The organism is Streptococcus sp. SK643, from assembly GCF_000259505.1.
Lineage (GTDB): Bacteria > Bacillota > Bacilli > Lactobacillales > Streptococcaceae > Streptococcus.
In genome coordinates, this window is the sequence record NZ_AJMM01000031.1 from 103,593 (window position 1) to 122,003 (window position 18,411).

An 18,411-nucleotide genomic window follows, 5' to 3' on the forward strand; every position below is an offset into this window, starting at 1 on the left:
AAAAACTTTCTCTTTTTCTTTAATTTTTTGATAAAAGCCTTTACAAAAAAATTTAAAGTGGTATAATTAATACATAGCAAAGTGCAAACGTTTTCGTAAAACGTTTGCCTAAATAAAAATAAAGGAGATTTGAATGATGAAAGATACATTCAAAAATGTCTTGTCTTTCGAATTTTGGCAAAAATTCGGTAAGGCTTTGATGGTGGTTATCGCTGTTATGCCGGCTGCTGGTTTGATGATTTCAATCGGTAAGTCGCTTGTGATGATCAACCCTAACTTTGCTCCACTCGTTACTACTGGTGGAGTACTAGAGCAAATCGGTTGGGGGGTTATCGTTAACCTTCATATCTTGTTCGCCCTCGCTATTGGAGGAAGCTGGGCTAAGGAACGTGCAGGAGGTGCGTTTGCGGCAGGTCTTGCCTTTATCCTAATCAACCGTATCACTGGTACAATTTTTGGTGTATCAGGAGATATGTTGAAAGATCCAAATGCAATGGTTTCAACACTACTAGGTGGGTCAATCAAAGTTTCTGATTACTTTATCAGTGTTATGGAAGCACCAGCACTTAACATGGGTGTCTTCGTAGGGATTATTTCTGGTTTTATTGGAGCAACTGCTTACAATAAATACTATAACTTCCGTAAGCTTCCTGATGCACTTTCATTCTTTAACGGAAAACGTTTTGTACCGTTTGTAGTTATTCTTCGTTCAGTTATTGCTGCAATTGTACTTTCAGCTTTCTGGCCACTAGTGCAAACTGGTATCAATAGCTTTGGTATCTGGATTGCTAACTCACAAGAAACTGCTCCAGTTCTTGCACCATTCTTGTATGGTACTTTGGAACGCTTGCTCTTGCCATTTGGTCTTCACCACATGTTGACTATCCCAATGAACTACACAGCTCTTGGTGGTACTTATGATGTTTTAACTGGTGCAGCAAAAGGTAGTCAAGTATTTGGTCAAGATCCACTTTGGCTTGCATGGGTAACAGACCTTGTAAACCTTAAAGGTACTGATGCTGGTCAATACCAACACTTGTTAGATACTGTACATCCAGCTCGTTTCAAAGTTGGACAAATGATCGGTTCATTCGGTATCTTGATGGGTGTGATCGTGGCTATCTACCGTAATGTTGATGCTGACAAGAAACATCAATATAAAGGTATGATGATTGCGACAGCTCTTGCAACATTCTTGACAGGGGTTACTGAACCAATCGAGTATATGTTCATGTTTGTAGCAACACCTATGTATCTTGTTTACTCACTTGTTCAAGGTGCGGCCTTCGCTATGGCTGACGTCGTGAACCTACGTATGCACTCATTCGGTTCAATCGAGTTCTTGACTCGTACACCTATTGCGATTAGCGCTGGTATCGGTATGGATATTGTTAACTTTATCTGGGTAACTGTTCTCTTTGCCGTAATCATGTACTTTATCGCAAACTTCATGATTCAAAAATTCAACTACGCAACTCCAGGACGTAACGGAAACTATGAAACTGCTGAAGGAGCTTCAGAAGGAGCTGCTTCAGGTGAAACAAAAGTTGCAGCTGCTTCTCAAGCTGTAAATATCATTAACCTTCTTGGTGGCCGTGCAAACATCGTAGATGTAGATGCATGTATGACTCGTCTTCGTGTAACTGTTAAAGACGCTGACAAAGTTGGTGATGCAGAACAATGGAAAGCAGAAGGAGCTATGGGTCTTGTCATGAAAGGACAAGGAGTTCAAGCTATCTACGGTCCAAAAGCAGACGTATTGAAATCTGATATCCAAGATATCCTTGATTCAGGTGAAATCATTCCTGAAACTCTTCCAAGTCAAATGACAGAAACACAACAAAACACTGTTCAATTCAAAGGTCTTACTGAGGAAGTTTACTCAGTAGCAGACGGTCAAGTTATTGCTTTGGAACAAGTGAAAGATCCAGTATTTGCTCAAAAAATGATGGGTGATGGATTTGCTGTAGAACCTGCAAATGGAAACATTGTATCTCCAGTTTCAGGTACTGTATCAAGCATTTTCCCTACAAAACATGCTCTTGGTCTTGTGACTGAAGCAGGTCTTGAAGTACTTGTTCACATTGGTTTGGACACAGTAAGTCTTGAAGGAAAACCATTTACAGTTCATGTAGCTGAAGGACAAAAAGTTGCAGCAGGTGATCTTCTTGTCACAGCTGACTTGGGTGCTATCCGTGCAGCAGGTCGTGAAACTTCAACAGTTGTTGTCTTCACAAATGCTGAAGCTATTAAATCAGTTAAATTAGAACAAACAGGTTCTCTTGCAGCTAAAACAGCAGTTGCTAAAGTAGAATTGTAATGCACTTGAGGTTGGAAGCTGTTTTCCAACCTCTTGTTTTAGGAGAAAAGCATGAAATTTTTAACACTCAATACTCATAGCTGGATGGAAAAAGAAGCTGAGGAAAAATTCCAGCTCTTGCTTGAAGATATTCTTGATAAAGATTATGATTTGATTTGTTTCCAAGAAATTAATCAGGAGATCACCTCGCCTAAGGTAGAAGTTAATGATCTCTATCAAGCTTTGCCAGCTGCTGAGCCGATTCATCAAGATCATTATGTTAGACTTTTGGTTGAAAAGTTATCTGAGCAAGGGAAAAATTACTATTGGACCTGGGCCTATAACCATATCGGCTATGATCGCTACCATGAAGGTGTGGCTATCTTATCTAAAACGCCTATTAAAGCACGAGAAATTTTGGTTTCAGATGTGGATGATCCAACAGACTATCATACTCGTCGCGTTGCCCTGGCTGAAACTGTAGTCGATGGTAAGGAGCTTGCAGTTGCCAGTGTCCATCTTTCGTGGTGGGATAAAGGTTTCCAAGAAGAATGGGCACGATTTGAGGCTGTATTGAAAGAATTGAACAAGCCACTTTTGCTGGCCGGAGATTTCAACAACCCCGCTGGTCAGGACGGTTACAAAGCTATTTTAGCTAGTCCATTAGGCTTACAAGACGCATTTGAAGTTGCGAAAGAAAGAAGTGGTAGCTATACTGTTCCACCAGAAATTGATGGCTGGAAGGGGAACACTGAACCCCTTCGAATCGACTATGTTTTTACTACCAAAGAGTTAGCGGTGGAAAATTTACATGTCGTATTTGATGGTAAAAATAGTCCTCAAGTCAGTGACCACTATGGTTTGAATGCTCTGTTAAGTTGGAAATAACAATAGAAAAAGGTTAAGATATGTATCTTTACCTTTTTTTGTTATTTATTTAAATTTTTTGAAGTTCATAAAAAGTTACTAGTCAAAAAGAGTATTCTCATGAATAAGATTAGCCAACAATTTTACAAAGTTTGTAATAATCATTGGACGAGGAAAATGAGGATATAAATTGGATAAGATAGACTAGGAATTTGACTTGTGCTACGTATCATTTATTAGAAGTTGTTATTGGATTACAATGCTGAAAATAAAAAAAGAACAGTCGAAACTGTTCCTTTTAAAATTATTTGAGACCGTATTTTTTGTTGAAACGATCCACACGTCCATCTGCTTGAGTGAACTTTTGACGTCCAGTATAGAATGGGTGTGAGTCTGATGAAATTTCCACACGGATCAATGGGTAAGTTTCACCTTCGAACTCAACTGTTTCGTTAGAGCGTTTTGTTGAACCGCTAAGGAATTGGTAACCAGTAGTTGTGTCCATGAAGACAACTGGACGATATTCTGGATGGATATCTTTTTTCATGTTGCAATATTTCCTTTCTGCCATGGTCTCTTTGCGAGCCATAGATTGTTACCATACTAGTCTATCAAATTCTAATGAGTTTGACAAGTCTTTTACTTGGTTTTAAGCAAGTTTTTTAACTTTTGATAGATGATTTCGTTTTCCTCTATGCTATAGGAATTAGCACCGCTAGCTAGAGGATGTCCTCCACCATCATGCTCCTTGGCTATTTCATTGATCGGATGGATTTTACTGCGTAGACGGACACGGTAGTGACCATCAGCCTGCTCCACAAAAATTCCCCAGAGACTGACGCTGTCAATACGACCAGGTGCACCGACAATGGCTGCAGTTTCAGCATCGGTGACATTGAATCGTTTTAAGATTTCCTGGCTCAGGATAACGCGAGCTGCACCATTTTCATCTACTTCCAGATGGTCGTAGATGTAGCCTTGAAGTTTAGCAATTTTGTAGCTCATAGTGTCCATTTTGCGGGTGAGAGCAGCAAAGTCAAAGTTATGTTCTCTCAAATAAGCAGCTAAGCGGAGGGTTCGTGCAGTTGTAGAAGGGTAGAGGAAGCGACCTGTATCACCGACAATTCCTGCAAAGAGCAACTCAGCAGCGTGATCTGACAAGGCCAGTTGGGTTGTTTGGGCAAATAGGGTAATCATCTCGCTAGCGCTACTTGAACTAGTATCGACCCAAGACAGGTCACCGTATAAATCATCATTTGGATGGTGGTCAATCTTAATGAGAAAATCACCTTGACGATAGCGCTTATCATCGATACGAGCAGTATTCGCCGTATCACAGACGATAACAAGTGCCCCTTGGTAGACACTATCTTCAACAAGATCCATTTCAGCCATCCAAGTAAGAGTTGGTTCATCAAAACCAACTGCTTTGATAGTTTTTTCTGGGAAATGATGTTTGAGAAGAGCTTTCAAGCCCACTTGACTTCCCAAGGCATCAGGGTCTGGTTTCATATGACGATGAATGATAATCGTGTCGTATTCTTTGATTTTTTCTAAAATTTGATGGCAAATTTCCATAAATAACCTCAATTCTTTCTCATTTCATTGTAGCACAAGAATTTTTATTTTTAAAATGAAAAAGATGTGATATAATGGAGAAAGATAAATTGAGGAGGATGATATGGCATTAGCAAAAATTGTATTTGCCAGTATGACCGGTAATACCGAAGAAATTGCAGATATTGTAGCAGACAAATTACGTGACTTGGGCTTGGATGTCGATGTTGATGAATGTACAACGGTTGACGCTTCAGACTTCTTGGAAGCGGATATCGCTATCGTTGCGACCTATACTTATGGTGATGGTGAGTTGCCAGATGAGATGATGGACTTCTACGAAGATTTGGCTGATCTAAACTTGAATGATAAAATCTATGGGGTTGTCGGTTCAGGTGATACCTTCTATGATGAATTCTGTAAGGCTGTAGACGACTTTGATCGTGTATTTGCTTCTACAGGAGCAGAAAAGGGTTCAGAGTGTGTCAAAGTAGATCTCTCTGCTGAAGAAGAAGATATCGAACGCTTGGAACAATTTGCAGAAGAATTGGCTGCTAAAGTAGGATAGAAATCGAGCTGTGCTGATTGGGTAAGTCAGTGCAGTTTTTATTCCTTGTTTTTGGGTTTTACTAGCCTATTAACCAACTTTTTGATACAATGATTCAAATACTGGAGGAGACTATATGGATTTAGATATTATTCGCCAAGAAATTGATCAAATAGACGATCAGATTGTCAAACTGTTAGAAGAAAGAATGCACTTAGTTGAAGGGGTTGTCGCTTATAAGAAGGCTTCAGGGAAACCGATTTTAGATACCAAGAGAGAAGCAGTTATTTTTGAAAAGGTCAGAAATCGTGTAGAAGACAAGCGCTATCAGGAGACTATTGTCGCAACATTTTCGGACATACTCAAACGTTCGCGTGATTATCAGGATCAAAATATCAAATGAAAAAAGAACAATTTTATCCGCTAGGGATTTTTCTAGCTGCTATGTTGGGCGGACTTGTCCGCTACCTGGTTTCCACTTGGTTACCAGCCAGCCCTGATTTCCCCTTGGGCACCCTTCTTGTCAACTATCTAGGTATTTTCTGCTTGGTGTATCTTGTTAAGGGTTATTTAGTCTATAAGGGAACCAATAAAGGCGTTATTTTAGCACTGGGGACGGGCTTTTGTGGAGGCTTAACAACCTTTTCCAGTCTCATGCTTGATGCTGTGAAACTGCTTGATACAGGGCGTTATGTTAGCCTAGTTTTGTATCTCATTTTAAGCATGGGTGGAGGCCTGCTCTTGGCTTACTATTTGGGGAGGAAAAAATGGTAATCGTCTATCTTGCAATTGCTTGTGGCTTAGGAGCGCTCGTACGGTATTTCTTTTCTCGCTATAATCAAGCATCTAAATTGCCTCTCGGAACGCTCATAGCCAATCTTTTAGGTTGTTTTTTGATTGGACTTTTCTATAATCATGTGGAATCTAAGGAAGTTTATGCTATTTTAGCGACGGGTTTTTGTGGAGGGTTAACAACCTTCTCTACCTTGAATGATGAACTCCAAAGGTTGCTGAGCGATAGGAAGGTTTTTTATTCTTATCTGGCTTTGACCTACCTAGGTGGTTTGGTTGCGATTTTTTTAGGAATTCTGTTGTAAATTTCTTTACTTTTTTATGGAAATTTGGTAAACTTTATCTTGTGTGTAATGGACGCACAAAAATACAGTTTATCCGCTGAGGAAGATTCCTCAAGATTGACAAAGATAGGAGAATAAAATGAATCCATTAATCCAAAGCTTGACTGAAGGTCAACTTCGTACAGATATCCCATCATTCCGTCCTGGTGACACTGTTCGCGTACATGCGAAAGTTGTCGAAGGAAACCGTGAACGTATCCAGATTTTTGAAGGTGTTGTTATCGCACGTAAAGGTGCTGGCATCTCAGAAAACTACACAGTTCGTAAAATCTCTAACGGTGTAGGTGTTGAGCGTATCTTCCCAATCCACACTCCACGTGTTGAAAAAATCGAAGTTGTTCGTTACGGTAAAGTACGTCGTGCGAAATTGTACTACTTGCGTGCTCTTCAAGGTAAAGCAGCTCGTATCAAAGAAATCCGTCGTTAATTCGACTAAAAAACTCTGCTTCTTCAGCAGAGTTTTTATCTAGCTCCCTTAGTTCAATGGATATAACAACTCCCTCCTAAGGAGTAGTTGCTGGTTCGATTCCGGCAGGGGGCAATAGTTCAATCGAAAAAGCACTGAATGATCAGTGTTTTTTTCTTGTCCTAAAATGGAAACCATTTCAGATGAAAATAGAGGTGTGGTATAATAGGAGAAGTATAAGTGCTTATTTGGAGGGGAATTTCTCTCCTTATTATGGGGTTAGATTGAGTATTAGGATCTAGATTTCTGAGAAGGAATAACTAAGTAAAGAAAAACTGAGAATTGTATGTGAAGCTCTTTAAGAGGAAATCCTAAAGCGCAAGGCTTATTCACAAAGGCCGAACTGGAAGAAATATTACCCGAAGGTGCTGAAATTCTAGCGAGTAGCGATTAAAAAACGGAAACTAATCTTAATAAAAACAAAATGGTAAATTTTGCAGAGAACGAACTAAGTCTTTTCGAAATTGGAGATAAGAGAGATTATCAAATGAAAAATTACAGAAAACTCTTGTTAGAAGCTATTCAAGCTGGCAATGTTGTAGGGATTTTGCGAGGTGAAAAAAGATATCGCATAGAGTCTCCGACCTCTGTAACAGATGTTTTTCCAACAGACATTTGCCAAGTATTAGCTGAGTATTTCTACAAGCAGAATGATATTGATAAGATTCAAGATATATTAGAAGGCAGTCTTATAGAGTTATCCCAGTGTTCTGCCGTTGATTTGTATATTTCAGTTTTGTTTTTTGATGCAATCCTTTTTATGCAAGAAAAAAATATAGCTAGTTTTACAATCCATACGTCGACAGTTGCCCAAGCAATTGCTAAAGGAATTAAGGATTATCAAGAGGAATTGAACGACAGCATCACTTTCCCAAACGGTCTTGTTAAAATAAAACCAATGAACCAGCTGGAAAGATTGAATCAAAAATATCAAAAAAATGAACGTTTTTCCATTATTGAGAAATAGTGATGGGACTTGTAACACTCTATAGATAAACTGTTAATTGGGACAATAATATGAATAATAATTTGAATTTAGATTTGTTAAAACAAGATGTAGAAAAAGAAATCAGAGAAAAAGGCTTTGAAAATCTTTATTATGCTCTATTTGATGAACATAGTAGTCAACTTTGGGCCATACATCTATACTATCGAGATGGGAAGTTTATGGTAAATAGTCGGGACGACCGGACCTATATAATGGGGAAAACAAGGGAGTTTGACAATTTTGAAGAGGCAAAACTATTTTTTCTTAATTTAATGGAGTCTTTTATCGAAATGAACAGATATTTTGTACAGAATGGAGATTCACCCTACTATTCATGTAGTTTGTGGGATAAATAAGGAGGTCAAGAAAAGATGAGAGATGAAGCCCAAGAACGTTTAGAACTGTTGTCAGCCATTCATGATTTAGGTTACGAGAGCTTGAGGTATTCTATCTTTAACGAATATGGTCCTAGTGAATGGGAAGTGGTAATCGAATATGACGATTCTAAGCAAGTGTACAATGTCTACGCTACCATGGATCGAGCAAGTTTTAATAAAAAATTGGAATTCTATAATTTTGAGAATGCTAAAAATAAATTTCTAGAAAAACTAGATCTTACTGTAGAAATAAATAAACTTTTTGTAGAAAATGGGGAAGTTCCTGAATACTCCTCTCCATTATGGGATAATGAAACAGAATAACAAGTGCTAAGATAAGTTAGAATCAATAAGATACAAATACAAGGAGATATTATGACACAATTCGAAGATAAATTTATGGAAGTTCAAGTTGGTATGATTTCGTTAGCAATGGAATATGTCCAAAATCAAGCAGAAAAAGTATATATTTATGCGATAGCGGACAGTTTGTATAGTTTTAAGCCATTTTATAAAATTAATGGTATTGTAATTGGAATGGAAAAAGTTAATGAAGTTGCGACAAAAAAAGTAGATGATTCTGATAATATGGCATTTGCTTTATTGAAATATGGAACTAAAGATATGCAGAAATTGCAGGAGGTTTGCCAAGAATATAATCGTGAACATCCGACTGAGATGTGGTTGATTTATGATGCACAGAAAAATACCCTTAATAGTCGCTATAGCTATGAAGGGCGTTATGACAAGGACGAAGAATTGCTTCCACATCTAGAGTTTGAAAAATGGTTTGAAGAAGTGAAAGAAAATCAGCTATAATATTTTTGTTATTGGCACTTAATATTCAGTTAAGTGCCTTTTTACAAAGGAATGAGGTACTGGCCGTTAGTTGGATGGGAATGAGAGAGTTATGAGGGGAGCCTTTGCCCTGCTTGACTTGATCCCAGCCGGTAAATACCTTAGAAGCTTTGCCAAGACAGGAAAGATTGTAGGCCTCACGGCTATTAAGACTAGTATAAAAAATGCAGTGGATGAGAAGATACAAGCCTTGGCTGAGAAGATAACACCAGAGTATTACAAATTACCTATCTAAATGTTCGCTTTATTTATTAAAAAAGGAGTCTATATGTTAAAAGATTTTACAAGAGTGGCAACCGTGCCTCAAGAAGTAATCAAAAAGTACAAAGACCAAGTTCCAGAAGAGCTAGTTCAAATCTGGGAGGAAGACGGTCTTGGGCCCTTTTTAGACGGTTATCTGAAGGTAATTAATCCGGATGAGTATCTTGAACTGGTTCAGGAGACCTATTTCAGAGGGGACATTTCCATACCTATTTTTGCGACAGCTTTTGGGGACATTATAACTTGGGAGAAGAACGAATTTTTAGGGATTATTAAATATAAAGATGGTACATTTGATATTTTTTTAGAAAATTTATCACTTTTTATCAAGTTTCTATCTGACAAAAGTTTTACAGATGATTATTTTGACTTACCACTTTATCATGAGGCAGCAGAGAAATATGGTTTGCTTGATTATGCAGAGTGTTTTGGATTTGTGCCACTTTTGGCTTTGGGAGGCTTTAAAGAAGTGAATCATCTGGATAAGGTAAAAATGTATGAGCATATTTTACTGATTACTCAATTTGCTGGGCCTATCGGAGATTAAAAGTGATCATATTTTTGATAATCTAATCAAAATCAAGATGCAACACAGAAACTATAGGAACGTTTTGACAATAAATTAGATTGAGGTATTAAAAATGGATGTAACAAAATTAAATAAACTATCATATGTTTTATATTCTGAAAGCAATGCTGAAGCTGTGGAACTAGTTAAATCTATTAATAGTGAAGATGAACTCTTTGTCTTGCTTGATAATTATAACTGGGATAATGGTTTTGAAGGAAGAATCAGAGATTTCTCTAAGGCTGGTGATGCTGGATTAGGTAATACTCTTTAAGAGGTGGATAGTGCTATTCATAGACGTTTTACTCATAGAGCTGGCATCTCAATTCTGAAATTAGGAGGTAAATAAAATGGTATTAACTATAGACTCATTTGGGCATGCGGAAGAAAAAGATATCAAACTTTTAGAAAAACGATTTGATATCCAACTTCCAGAGGACTATAAAGCATTTTTAGTTACACAAAATGGAGGAAGGAATTTATCCTATAAATTTGAAAATTCAATTAAGATTAACCAAATAGATGAAGTTATCAATATTGATACTATGTTTGGTATAAATACGGGAATTAAAAATGCTGATATAGAGCAGTGGACAGAAGAATATCGGAATGATATTTTTGAACATTCCATTATTATTGGTGACACTATTCAGCATGGATTTCTACTATTTTGGCAAAGTGATGATGAGAATGAAGGCCTATATTATTACGACGATACGTATCAATTAGAATCCTCAAATGATGAGATTAATGCCTATTTTTTAGCTAAAACATTTTCTGAATTTATGGCTTTGATACAGAACTAAGAGCATAATTAAGGGAATTATCTGAATAGATTTTCACCGAACTAGATGCCTGTTTAAAAATCGAGAGAAATACGGTTAATAAAGACTTGTGTAAGCAAATTAAGGCCAATAATGAATTCGCACTAAAATTCATATGGAAAGAAATAGAATTATTAAAAAATCGTAGTGTCCTAAAGAGGAAGACTTGGTCCTACTATGAAGAACTTAGCTTGATAAAACTAGTTGAGAGACATATACATAGACATATAGGTGCTTAAAGCACTTTTGGGGAGCTGAAGTTAAAAAACTATTAGTTTTATAGAAAGAAAGGTTTAAAAAAACAATGGAAATAAATCATAAGACTTTTGGTAAAATAAAATTTAATTACGGTTACATTAGACTTACTTGATTTTTTAGAGAGTCATTGAAGTGAGCTTAAATATCATACAGTCTATCTAAATCGAAAAGCATTAGAGCAGTTTGCAATAGGGTATTTTCTGGATTCGAAATCAAATAAATTTCTGGTATATGAAGTGACAGAACGTCAGAGTTTGATTGAAATTGCTTGCTTTAAAAATGAAGAAGAGGCTATCGAGGAAGTTTATGAGATAGTCAAATATAGATGTCGGATATAAACTCGGTTTCTATAAAGAGTAAAGGATATTTTGGAGAATGGCATAATGACCAATTTAAAAAAAGAATTAACAGATTCGTTAACTGAATTAATAGAATTTTTATCAGAGTACAAGGAACAGCATAATGTTAAGTGTTTTATAGAGACGCTGAAAAATATGATAGCAATCATAGAAACTATAGAAAATCCTGAACTACCAATTGAATGTATAGAGCAAATTCGAAAAATGTACAAAAGTATGTTTTTCCCAAGAGATGGTTTATCGGATTTTTATATCATGGACTCGGATTACGCATACATGAAAAGAAGAAATGATCAATTTTCTTTATTGCTAAAAAGAATTGATAGCTTATTAAAAGACTAGGTAACGGATGGGGGATTCCATATGGTTGGAAAGTATTGAAATAGGAGTGAATAATGATTGCGATTTATCGGGGTAAAAAATATAATGTTTCAAAAGGTCTTAGTAATAATGTTTGGATTGTCCTGACTAGTGATACAAAAGATGGAGGGTTTAGCAATTATACAGATTCTTGGGGAGAGGAATTTGATGATTTCTTTTCTAAAAACGTCAAGATGGAAGATTTAGACTATCTATACAGTATTCATTATGAGATTCAATATAAGGGGCATTCTTTTTATGTTAGTAGTGGAATGATTCGAAGGAATATTGAGAAAGATTGGTTTGAAATAAAACCAGATACCAGCCAAAATCAAATAAAGGATGAGTTGGGATTCAAGCAGATAAACAAATTAGAATGGGCAAAAGAGATTGGTCGAAAAGACATTGAGGTCTTAAAAATAGTCGAAACACCTTTAGGAATCTTTAAAGATCAGGGAGTTAAGGTAAAAAGTTTAGAAGGTAAAGATATTGATAACTTTTTAAATACTATTGAAAAGTAATTTTTTGGTGCTGTAATTTCAATTCTATATAAAAAATAAAAATGTAATCTATTCCGGAGAAATAATAATGTTTGATAATGAATATATTGTAAGTTTGAAAAGGTTTATCAGCAATGTCGAAATTGTTTTAAGAAATAACAAGTTGCAGGCATATGATAATGTGGATATGATTTATATTGTAGAAAAAAGAGAAGACGAATTTTTTATTTCACTAAATGAAAGAGGGGTTATTTTAGAATACTGTAAAATTCGTAACAAGGAGTTGGCGCATCTCTATTTTGCTATCTTTGTTAAAAGAGGTGTTACAGATTTCGAATTCCCCTTGATGACTTTAATAAATGATATAGAGGATATCGAGATTCTGAAAGAATACTTAACTAGAGAACAACTTGATAACTTTTATTCGGTTGACTCTAGGACTAAAGGAAAAATAAATTTTTCTTCAGAGTTAAACAAAATTTATTACATAGATGCAAGTGACAATGAATACAATCTCTTTTCTCTACCAAACAGAATATTTCAAACCTTCTATGTATCAATTGTAAAATTAAAAACTATGAAGGAGTGGTTGATTCAACTGAATGATGCTAATGGACTAGGAGATCAATATGAGGCTACTTTGCTAGGGTATAGTTCAGAGGGGCTAAGTAGAAGTGCTCTGTTTGTGACTAAGGAGAAATGATGGAAAAAATTCGATTTACTTATGGAAATTTTCGGTTTTTAGTATTTGAATTCAATCATCAATACTATCTACTTGATAGAAGGCCATGTCATTTGATAGGATATCTTTTTCCACCTATAAATTTGCTTTTCTTTCAACATGTGTATCCTATTACATCGGATGAGTACTGTAAAATAAAAGAAAAAAATGGACGTGCTACAAAACTCACTGTTTCAGTTTCACTCGGTGCTGGACTGAGTGTCTTTTTATATAATTGGTTACGCGTGAACAAGATTGATATTACTAAGTATTTTGAAACGAATCTTTCAAGTTTTACGACAGTGGCACTCTTTTTAATGACTTTTCTTTTAACATATGTTCTGGTTGAATTATTTTACTATTCTCGGAAAAGAAGGATGGCCTCCTTGCTAGGGCGTGAACTTAGGCATTTACAATACTATAAAATCACGCCAGTAAAAATTGACTTTAAACAGTTGCTAGGATTTATAGTGGTTTTTGGTGGACTAGCATTTTTTATGTCCTTGTATTATTTTTACTCAGGGAACTTACTTTTTGGTTTAATGGCTAATGCCATCATCTTTCTATATTTATCGGCTTCTAATGTTGCATTTGGAACTGAAAGTCATCACTTATATAAAATAAATGATAAAATACTAAAATAAGATGTAGATTATATCGAGATACTCCTCATAGTTTGGAAGAACTCATGTTTTCTTAGATTAGTAAGGATTAGAATGCAAAAAATAAAATTATATTATAAAGGGAATCTTCGATACCTATTATTTCATTATCAGGGGAGACAGTATCTATTAGATAGATCTCCTAAACATTTTCTCGGATACTTCTGTTTGCCTCTAAACTGGTATTTTTATCAGAAAGTTTATGCTATTTCAGATGAAGAACTTGTTAAAATCGAAGAAAAAAACTCTAAGGCGAGCAAATTTATCCTTCCAACGTCATTAGCCGCAGGATTAGCAGTTTTTGTGAATGCCTGGGCTAGTATGAATCATATTGATTTATTTGCCAACTTTTATGTGAATCTTTCGATAGTAACTAGCTTGGTTTTAGTAGTTATTGGTCTATTATTGTCTTTTAGTTTGCTTCAACTTTTATATTCTAAAAAGAAAAAAACTTTGGAAAAATTACTCAATAGATTGTTGGAGCAATCTATTAATTTTAAGATAAAACCAGTAAATTCATTACGTTTTTATGTCAAAATGTTTCTATTGCGACTATGTATTTTTGCCTTAACTCTTATATTTGCTCTGGCATTCATATATTTGAAGAACATTAGCATGCTTTGTTTAATGATGTTAATAATGTTCATATTTCTAGGGACTGTCAACATTGCATTTGCACCTGGAGAAGAACGGGAATATGAGATAGTTGATGTTTTATCAAATCAAAGTAAAAATTAAATTTAGGTGTATGTGTATGAAAAAGAAATCAATTTTTAAAGCAAGTTTTGAAGAGAGTTTGAATCTAGAAGATGATGGACTTCGAAAGTTACAGCAAGAGCAACATGATAAGACGGCTAACTATTTTAAAAAAGGGAGAGCCTCTCTTTGGTTCTGTATCAAAAGTTTTATTTTAGCACTTATTTTTCCTATTGGTTTTAACTTTCTACTGCTTATTGTATCCATGGCGTTCCATGAAAGTGACACTTTAACTCTTCCAATAGCCAAGCACGAGTCATTAACGGTAAATGTTTTTTTGATATTACTTCTAATTTGGCTATTCTTAGTCATACTCGGAAAGTTTATTAAACGAGTCTATCTTTTACCATACCGCTATCAGTTTCATACTTTTACATTTATGATTTGGTTCTTATTGGAAATTGATTTAATCGTGTTTGATATTCTATTAGCAAATCTTGCAACTTGGGAAATGATTGGCATCTATGGAATCATTATGATCGTCACTTATGCGATATGGAATATTGAGTTAAGAGGATTAAGACGACTCATGTATGGTGAGATCACGGGAAATACTTTCCGTAATAAGATTGCAAAAATGATCTCTCTCTATGGTATGGGGATTTTAGGAGCAGGTATTATCATAAAGCGTATTTTAGGAATCTTTACAGTAGATATGTCAAGCTCAATAAAGGAATTTGGTTTCTTGCTATTATGGATTTTTTGTAATGTTCTACTGGTTGCAGTAGTTGCTTTCATAGGTTTACCTTATTTCCTTCAAGCCTACTACAAATGGAAATATCCTGAAGAATACCGTGATTGGGAAGGGAAAACTGTAGAAGAGTGGTATGGAAAGAGATACTTGAAAAAGCACTCAGAATTAGTAGAAAAGAAGATTGAGGATTAAACTTATGACAAAAAAGTCGCTATTTAAAGCTAGTTTTGAAGAGAGTTTGAATTTGGAAGATGATGGGTTTTTACAGTATCAGAAAAAAGATTATTATAATAAACTTGGGAAAGCCTTTAAGAAAGGGAGACCCTCTTTTTGGTTTGGTATTAAAACTTTTATTCTTAGTCTGTTGTTTCCGATAGGTGCAAATTTCATGCTCCTTGCTGTTACCCTATCATTGCAAAATTCTGATCCTAAAGATTTAAGGTTACCAGTTTCTCAGTATCCTTTGCTAACAGTCGAGCTTTATTTAATTTGCTTGTTAATTTGGTTGTTATTGGTATTAATGGGTAAATTCTTTAAACGGACGTTTATTCTCCCTTATCGTTATCGATTTCATATTATAACTTTTATAATATGGTTTGTGTTTGAATTTAATTTGCTGGCAACAACTATGTCTTTACCTATATTATCAATATGGGGGATCTTGGTATTTTTTGGACTTCTAGCATTCTTGGCTTATGTAATGTTAAGAACGGAGCTTAGAAGTTTGAAAAAACGAATGTATGGAGAAGTTAAGTCACCTACCTTACTCGATAAAATTGCTAAAGGTATTGCTATTTATGGAGCAGGTATATTGGGCTTGGCTGTGATTGTTAATTTTATTTTCAAAGCTTTTTCTATTAATTTTTCCTCTTCCGTAACTGTTTTAGGTCTCTTTATATTTTGGATTCTATCAAATATTGGTGTAATCGCCATGATTGTATTCATGGAGTTTCCTTTCTTTTTAGAAGGTTATTACAAATGGAAATATCCTGAAGAATACCGCGAGTGGGAAGGGAAAACTGTAGAAGAGTGGTATGGAAAAAAATATTTAAAAAAACACAAGGAGTTATTAAAATAGGATTTGGACAAAGAGTATGAGGAAGAAATCAATTTTTAAAGCTAGTTTTGAAGAGAGTTTGAATTTGGAAGATGATGGGTTTTTACAGTATCAGAAAGGAAATGTTTTCTCTAAGTTAGAAACATATTATAGGGAAGGAAAGTCTAAACTAGTTCTTCATATTCAGAATATTGTTTTGACTCTTATCGGTCCTATCATTATAAACTTTATGATTCTTGTTTTCTCGCTGTCCTTGCACAACTCTGATCCTAAAGATTTAAGATTGCCTATCTATCAACATCCATTACTAACAGCTGAGGTATATCTAGTCTGTTTCTTAATTTGGGTATTTATCATATTGATTGGTAAAGTTTTTAGAAAAGCTTTTATACTGCCTTATCGTAATCATTTTCATGTCATCACATTTCTAATTTGGCTTAGTCTTGAATTTAATCTGTTAGCGATTGATATGTCATTACCAACTTTATCTATTTGGATGGTTGCTGCTATTTTTGTTTTTATTACTATATTAGCCTATTTTATGTTTAGCCTTGAAATTGAAAGTCTTAAAAAACTGATGTATGGTAATGGAAGTGGCTCTTCTCTTCGCAACAAAATTGCCAATAAGATAGCGATTTATGGAATGAGTTTTTTGGGAATTGGAGTCATTATAAACTTTATTATAAAAAGTTTTTCCATAAAATTTTCAACTTCATTGGAAGGATTAGGTCTTTTGATAACATGGATTATCCTAAATATTGCTGTCATTGCTATGCTAATTTACATCGAATTTCCTAGCTATTTACAAGCATTCTACAAATGGAAATATCCTGAAGAATATCGTGAGTGGGAAGGTAAGACTGTAGAGGAATGGTATGGGAAAAAATATTTAAAAAAACACAAGGAGCTAATAGATATTAAAAATGAAGTCGATTTATACTAGTCAAAAAGATATGTTGGAAATTTGTCAAGATGATGATAAGTTTTTCTTGCGTTATCCAACTTTTAATATTACTATGCCAGAAGTAGTTCAAGAAATCCCCAAAGAAGCTGCAGATAGTTATATGTCGGGAGAACATACTGGTAAAGAGTTGATGAATTATGCACAATATGGTTTTTGGAAATCTAAAAAACAATATACACAAGAAGAGTCGAATAAAATTTTTATACAAAATAATCCTGACTTAATTTTCAATGATTTATCTGATAACCAAAAAATATTTTCTCCTGAAAAATTTACCCAAATCGTAACCAAATCTATTGTTTCAGAACTAGAACCTAGCGAACTTGACGCTATTGGTATAGTTGATAATCATTTAGAGTTACTCCTTGTTGATCCAGTCGGTTGGCAGGAAGAGACAGAAGCAGTCCATCTGGAAATTTTGCAAGAAAAACTTAACAACTACATCTACTTCCTCGAAAGTAAGCAGTATGTAGAACGATATGGCGATAACTTTGACAAAAAAGTCATCCATATCACATTCCAGTATTCTCCATCGGATAATGGCCTAGCCTTTCTTGCAACGGTTCAGAAGACATTGCAGAATTCGGATATGAGTTTGAAAGTAGAATTACCGGAGTAATAAAGGGAGCGGAAACGCTCTCTTTTTGTGGTATAATGAGACCATATTTATAAAAAGATTATTTAGTATTTCTAAATAGCGAACTGCTTATGCTGTCAATTGATATGAAGGGGCATTCTTACGGTGATTTTCTATCCGCTATTGAACGCCAAGGCTATTATGAAATCAAAAATCCACGTATCTATAAACCAGGCACTAATAAAATTGAGCAAATTGAAGGAATTTTCAGAATAAATCAATGGAGTAACTAAATGCAGGCATATAAATTGAAAAATAAAGAGAATTATAAATATTTTGTCAAACATTATCTAGAGGTGATGAAGGAAGGGAAAGAAGCAGAAGCATTTCTAGGAACAGAAACTAAGTATCGTTTTCGGCAACGAGATTCTTATGAACTTGACAGTACAGACATTAGCGTATTGATGGAATATTGCTTATTCCCTCTGTATGTAGAAGGTGATGAGGATATAGCAAGAAGAACTTTTGACATCTTGAAGGATTTTAGCTTATCGATTGACTTAGTCAAATTAGATAAGGTAACTGATTATATCTCTATTCAAAACTGGTTTTTAACTGAATATTCTAATCTTCCCTTTGTTATTGAAACAGATGAGTTAGTAAGAAATATTATAGAAAGTATTTCAAAATTATCAGATGATCAGAAACGTACGTATACTTATGAAAGACTCTGTAATGTATTAGACCGTAGTCCG

At 35.0% G+C, this 18,411-nt stretch carries 29 protein-coding genes and 1 tRNA gene; 28 read left to right on the forward strand and 2 right to left on the reverse strand.

The window, feature by feature from the left end; genetic code table 11:
* Positions 1 to 133 precede the first annotated feature (133 nt).
* A complete protein-coding gene (locus HMPREF1117_RS11220) occupies positions 134 to 2,320 on the forward strand; it encodes a PTS transporter subunit IIBC (protein WP_000974091.1) in 2,187 nt (728 codons plus the stop codon).
* Positions 2,321 to 2,371: 51 nt separating this feature from the next.
* Positions 2,372 to 3,187, forward strand: a complete 816-nt coding sequence (locus HMPREF1117_RS11225) for an endonuclease/exonuclease/phosphatase family protein (RefSeq protein ID WP_000670856.1) — start codon at positions 2,372 to 2,374, stop codon at positions 3,185 to 3,187.
* Between the two features lie 283 nt (positions 3,188 to 3,470).
* Here the strand turns inward: HMPREF1117_RS11225 and HMPREF1117_RS11230 are convergent, their stop codons facing one another.
* Complete coding sequence (locus HMPREF1117_RS11230) at positions 3,471 to 3,713, reverse strand: type B 50S ribosomal protein L31 (RefSeq protein WP_000710764.1); 243 nt, start codon at positions 3,711 to 3,713, stop codon at positions 3,471 to 3,473.
* 92 nt (positions 3,714 to 3,805) lie between these two features.
* The gene (locus HMPREF1117_RS11235; protein ID WP_000401754.1) at positions 3,806 to 4,744 is read right to left on the reverse strand and encodes a DHH family phosphoesterase; all 939 of its coding nucleotides are present in this window, start codon (positions 4,742 to 4,744) and stop codon (positions 3,806 to 3,808) included.
* 103 nt (positions 4,745 to 4,847) lie between these two features.
* On the opposite strand from HMPREF1117_RS11235, the gene HMPREF1117_RS11240 reads away from it, so the two are divergent.
* The 26 genes from HMPREF1117_RS11240 to HMPREF1117_RS11355 form a co-directional block, all read left to right on the forward strand.
* Positions 4,848 to 5,291, forward strand: a complete 444-nt coding sequence (locus HMPREF1117_RS11240) for a flavodoxin (RefSeq protein WP_001162121.1) — start codon at positions 4,848 to 4,850, stop codon at positions 5,289 to 5,291.
* Positions 5,292 to 5,406: 115 nt separating this feature from the next.
* On the forward strand, positions 5,407 to 5,673 hold the full coding sequence (locus HMPREF1117_RS11245) for a chorismate mutase (protein ID WP_000362433.1): 267 nt from the start codon (positions 5,407 to 5,409) through the stop codon (positions 5,671 to 5,673).
* Entirely contained in the window at positions 5,670 to 6,044 is a 375-nt protein-coding gene (gene crcB / locus HMPREF1117_RS11250) for a fluoride efflux transporter CrcB (RefSeq protein ID WP_000712091.1), read from the forward strand. The genes HMPREF1117_RS11245 and crcB (HMPREF1117_RS11250) overlap by 4 nt, the downstream gene beginning before the upstream one ends.
* Positions 6,038 to 6,367 carry a fluoride efflux transporter CrcB gene (gene crcB, locus HMPREF1117_RS11255; RefSeq protein WP_000237414.1) on the forward strand — a complete coding sequence of 110 codons (330 nt, stop codon included), beginning with the start codon at positions 6,038 to 6,040 and terminating at the stop codon, positions 6,365 to 6,367. Before crcB (HMPREF1117_RS11250) ends, crcB (HMPREF1117_RS11255) begins: the two co-directional genes overlap by 7 nt.
* Positions 6,368 to 6,485: 118 nt before the next feature.
* Positions 6,486 to 6,833: a 50S ribosomal protein L19 gene (gene rplS / locus HMPREF1117_RS11260; protein WP_001068669.1), complete on the forward strand. Its 348-nt coding sequence runs from the start codon at positions 6,486 to 6,488 to the stop codon at positions 6,831 to 6,833.
* A gap of 42 nt (positions 6,834 to 6,875) precedes the next feature.
* Positions 6,876 to 6,947: transfer RNA gene (locus HMPREF1117_RS11265), tRNA-Arg, on the forward strand.
* A 349-nt stretch (positions 6,948 to 7,296) separates the two neighbouring features.
* Complete coding sequence (locus HMPREF1117_RS11270; protein WP_000245970.1) at positions 7,297 to 7,839, forward strand: hypothetical protein; 543 nt, start codon at positions 7,297 to 7,299, stop codon at positions 7,837 to 7,839.
* Between the two features lie 50 nt (positions 7,840 to 7,889).
* On the forward strand, positions 7,890 to 8,216 hold the full coding sequence (locus HMPREF1117_RS11275) for an Imm59 family immunity protein (protein ID WP_001063608.1): 327 nt from the start codon (positions 7,890 to 7,892) through the stop codon (positions 8,214 to 8,216).
* A 15-nt stretch (positions 8,217 to 8,231) separates the two neighbouring features.
* Entirely contained in the window at positions 8,232 to 8,561 is a 330-nt protein-coding gene (locus HMPREF1117_RS11280) for an Imm59 family immunity protein (protein ID WP_001204095.1), read from the forward strand.
* A gap of 51 nt (positions 8,562 to 8,612) precedes the next feature.
* The gene (locus HMPREF1117_RS11285) at positions 8,613 to 9,056 is read left to right on the forward strand and encodes a hypothetical protein (protein WP_000191418.1); all 444 of its coding nucleotides are present in this window, start codon (positions 8,613 to 8,615) and stop codon (positions 9,054 to 9,056) included.
* Positions 9,057 to 9,147: 91 nt separating this feature from the next.
* A complete protein-coding gene (locus tag HMPREF1117_RS11290) occupies positions 9,148 to 9,330 on the forward strand; it encodes a hypothetical protein (protein WP_001213612.1) in 183 nt (60 codons plus the stop codon).
* A gap of 33 nt (positions 9,331 to 9,363) precedes the next feature.
* Entirely contained in the window at positions 9,364 to 9,903 is a 540-nt protein-coding gene (locus tag HMPREF1117_RS11295) for a T6SS immunity protein Tdi1 domain-containing protein (protein ID WP_000910135.1), read from the forward strand.
* 94 nt (positions 9,904 to 9,997) lie between these two features.
* Positions 9,998 to 10,198 carry a hypothetical protein gene (locus tag HMPREF1117_RS11300; protein ID WP_000383529.1) on the forward strand — a complete coding sequence of 67 codons (201 nt, stop codon included), beginning with the start codon at positions 9,998 to 10,000 and terminating at the stop codon, positions 10,196 to 10,198.
* A 76-nt stretch (positions 10,199 to 10,274) separates the two neighbouring features.
* Positions 10,275 to 10,730 carry an SMI1/KNR4 family protein gene (locus HMPREF1117_RS11305; RefSeq protein WP_000244575.1) on the forward strand — a complete coding sequence of 152 codons (456 nt, stop codon included), beginning with the start codon at positions 10,275 to 10,277 and terminating at the stop codon, positions 10,728 to 10,730.
* Between the two features lie 59 nt (positions 10,731 to 10,789).
* Complete coding sequence (locus tag HMPREF1117_RS12135; RefSeq protein WP_442852130.1) at positions 10,790 to 10,987, forward strand: HNH endonuclease; 198 nt, start codon at positions 10,790 to 10,792, stop codon at positions 10,985 to 10,987.
* A gap of 402 nt (positions 10,988 to 11,389) precedes the next feature.
* Positions 11,390 to 11,707, forward strand: coding sequence for a hypothetical protein (locus tag HMPREF1117_RS11310; RefSeq protein ID WP_000183093.1), 318 nt, complete (start codon positions 11,390 to 11,392; stop codon positions 11,705 to 11,707).
* A 53-nt stretch (positions 11,708 to 11,760) separates the two neighbouring features.
* Positions 11,761 to 12,246, forward strand: coding sequence for a hypothetical protein (locus HMPREF1117_RS11315; RefSeq protein ID WP_000560653.1), 486 nt, complete (start codon positions 11,761 to 11,763; stop codon positions 12,244 to 12,246).
* Positions 12,247 to 12,313: 67 nt separating this feature from the next.
* Positions 12,314 to 12,928: a hypothetical protein gene (locus HMPREF1117_RS11320; RefSeq protein ID WP_000460019.1), complete on the forward strand. Its 615-nt coding sequence runs from the start codon at positions 12,314 to 12,316 to the stop codon at positions 12,926 to 12,928.
* The gene (locus HMPREF1117_RS11325) at positions 12,928 to 13,590 is read left to right on the forward strand and encodes a DUF443 family protein (RefSeq protein ID WP_000411546.1); all 663 of its coding nucleotides are present in this window, start codon (positions 12,928 to 12,930) and stop codon (positions 13,588 to 13,590) included. Before HMPREF1117_RS11320 ends, HMPREF1117_RS11325 begins: the two co-directional genes overlap by 1 nt.
* Positions 13,591 to 13,662: 72 nt before the next feature.
* A complete protein-coding gene (locus tag HMPREF1117_RS11330; protein ID WP_001169492.1) occupies positions 13,663 to 14,346 on the forward strand; it encodes a DUF443 family protein in 684 nt (227 codons plus the stop codon).
* A 16-nt stretch (positions 14,347 to 14,362) separates the two neighbouring features.
* Entirely contained in the window at positions 14,363 to 15,250 is an 888-nt protein-coding gene (locus HMPREF1117_RS11335) for a hypothetical protein (RefSeq protein ID WP_007557491.1), read from the forward strand.
* 4 nt (positions 15,251 to 15,254) lie between these two features.
* Positions 15,255 to 16,136, forward strand: a complete 882-nt coding sequence (locus HMPREF1117_RS11340; RefSeq protein WP_000163163.1) for a hypothetical protein — start codon at positions 15,255 to 15,257, stop codon at positions 16,134 to 16,136.
* Between the two features lie 16 nt (positions 16,137 to 16,152).
* Positions 16,153 to 17,058, forward strand: coding sequence for a hypothetical protein (locus tag HMPREF1117_RS11345; protein WP_001227894.1), 906 nt, complete (start codon positions 16,153 to 16,155; stop codon positions 17,056 to 17,058).
* The gene (locus HMPREF1117_RS11350) at positions 17,039 to 17,698 is read left to right on the forward strand and encodes a DUF6572 domain-containing protein (RefSeq protein WP_000836694.1); all 660 of its coding nucleotides are present in this window, start codon (positions 17,039 to 17,041) and stop codon (positions 17,696 to 17,698) included. The genes HMPREF1117_RS11345 and HMPREF1117_RS11350 overlap by 20 nt, the downstream gene beginning before the upstream one ends.
* Before the next feature lie 83 nt (positions 17,699 to 17,781).
* Positions 17,782 to 17,949 carry a hypothetical protein gene (locus HMPREF1117_RS11930; protein ID WP_442852131.1) on the forward strand — a complete coding sequence of 56 codons (168 nt, stop codon included), beginning with the start codon at positions 17,782 to 17,784 and terminating at the stop codon, positions 17,947 to 17,949.
* The coding region (locus HMPREF1117_RS11355) for an NAD glycohydrolase inhibitor (protein ID WP_001149602.1) at positions 17,950 to 18,411 on the forward strand (462 nt) is incomplete at its 3' end. It lies immediately after the preceding gene.

Bases quoted from the DNA above. Each gene is read 5' to 3' on its own strand.
- HMPREF1117_RS11220 (WP_000974091.1), top strand. From the start codon at position 134: ATGATGAAAGATACATTCAAAAATGTCTTGTCTTTCGAATTTTGGCAA.
- HMPREF1117_RS11225 (WP_000670856.1), top strand. From the start codon at position 2,372: ATGAAATTTTTAACACTCAATACTCATAGCTGGATGGAAAAAGAAGCT.
- HMPREF1117_RS11230 (WP_000710764.1), bottom strand. From the start codon at position 3,713: ATGAAAAAAGATATCCATCCAGAATATCGTCCAGTTGTCTTCATGGAC.
- HMPREF1117_RS11235 (WP_000401754.1), bottom strand. From the start codon at position 4,744: ATGGAAATTTGCCATCAAATTTTAGAAAAAATCAAAGAATACGACACG.
- HMPREF1117_RS11240 (WP_001162121.1), top strand. From the start codon at position 4,848: ATGGCATTAGCAAAAATTGTATTTGCCAGTATGACCGGTAATACCGAA.
- HMPREF1117_RS11245 (WP_000362433.1), top strand. From the start codon at position 5,407: ATGGATTTAGATATTATTCGCCAAGAAATTGATCAAATAGACGATCAG.
- crcB (WP_000712091.1), top strand. From the start codon at position 5,670: ATGAAAAAAGAACAATTTTATCCGCTAGGGATTTTTCTAGCTGCTATG.
- crcB (WP_000237414.1), top strand. From the start codon at position 6,038: ATGGTAATCGTCTATCTTGCAATTGCTTGTGGCTTAGGAGCGCTCGTA.
- rplS (WP_001068669.1), top strand. From the start codon at position 6,486: ATGAATCCATTAATCCAAAGCTTGACTGAAGGTCAACTTCGTACAGAT.
- HMPREF1117_RS11270 (WP_000245970.1), top strand. From the start codon at position 7,297: ATGGTAAATTTTGCAGAGAACGAACTAAGTCTTTTCGAAATTGGAGAT.
- HMPREF1117_RS11275 (WP_001063608.1), top strand. From the start codon at position 7,890: ATGAATAATAATTTGAATTTAGATTTGTTAAAACAAGATGTAGAAAAA.
- HMPREF1117_RS11280 (WP_001204095.1), top strand. From the start codon at position 8,232: ATGAGAGATGAAGCCCAAGAACGTTTAGAACTGTTGTCAGCCATTCAT.
- HMPREF1117_RS11285 (WP_000191418.1), top strand. From the start codon at position 8,613: ATGACACAATTCGAAGATAAATTTATGGAAGTTCAAGTTGGTATGATT.
- HMPREF1117_RS11290 (WP_001213612.1), top strand. From the start codon at position 9,148: ATGAGGGGAGCCTTTGCCCTGCTTGACTTGATCCCAGCCGGTAAATAC.
- HMPREF1117_RS11295 (WP_000910135.1), top strand. From the start codon at position 9,364: ATGTTAAAAGATTTTACAAGAGTGGCAACCGTGCCTCAAGAAGTAATC.
- HMPREF1117_RS11300 (WP_000383529.1), top strand. From the start codon at position 9,998: ATGGATGTAACAAAATTAAATAAACTATCATATGTTTTATATTCTGAA.
- HMPREF1117_RS11305 (WP_000244575.1), top strand. From the start codon at position 10,275: ATGGTATTAACTATAGACTCATTTGGGCATGCGGAAGAAAAAGATATC.
- HMPREF1117_RS11310 (WP_000183093.1), top strand. From the start codon at position 11,390: ATGACCAATTTAAAAAAAGAATTAACAGATTCGTTAACTGAATTAATA.
- HMPREF1117_RS11315 (WP_000560653.1), top strand. From the start codon at position 11,761: ATGATTGCGATTTATCGGGGTAAAAAATATAATGTTTCAAAAGGTCTT.
- HMPREF1117_RS11320 (WP_000460019.1), top strand. From the start codon at position 12,314: ATGTTTGATAATGAATATATTGTAAGTTTGAAAAGGTTTATCAGCAAT.
- HMPREF1117_RS11325 (WP_000411546.1), top strand. From the start codon at position 12,928: ATGGAAAAAATTCGATTTACTTATGGAAATTTTCGGTTTTTAGTATTT.
- HMPREF1117_RS11330 (WP_001169492.1), top strand. From the start codon at position 13,663: ATGCAAAAAATAAAATTATATTATAAAGGGAATCTTCGATACCTATTA.
- HMPREF1117_RS11335 (WP_007557491.1), top strand. From the start codon at position 14,363: ATGAAAAAGAAATCAATTTTTAAAGCAAGTTTTGAAGAGAGTTTGAAT.
- HMPREF1117_RS11340 (WP_000163163.1), top strand. From the start codon at position 15,255: ATGACAAAAAAGTCGCTATTTAAAGCTAGTTTTGAAGAGAGTTTGAAT.
- HMPREF1117_RS11345 (WP_001227894.1), top strand. From the start codon at position 16,153: ATGAGGAAGAAATCAATTTTTAAAGCTAGTTTTGAAGAGAGTTTGAAT.
- HMPREF1117_RS11350 (WP_000836694.1), top strand. From the start codon at position 17,039: ATGAAGTCGATTTATACTAGTCAAAAAGATATGTTGGAAATTTGTCAA.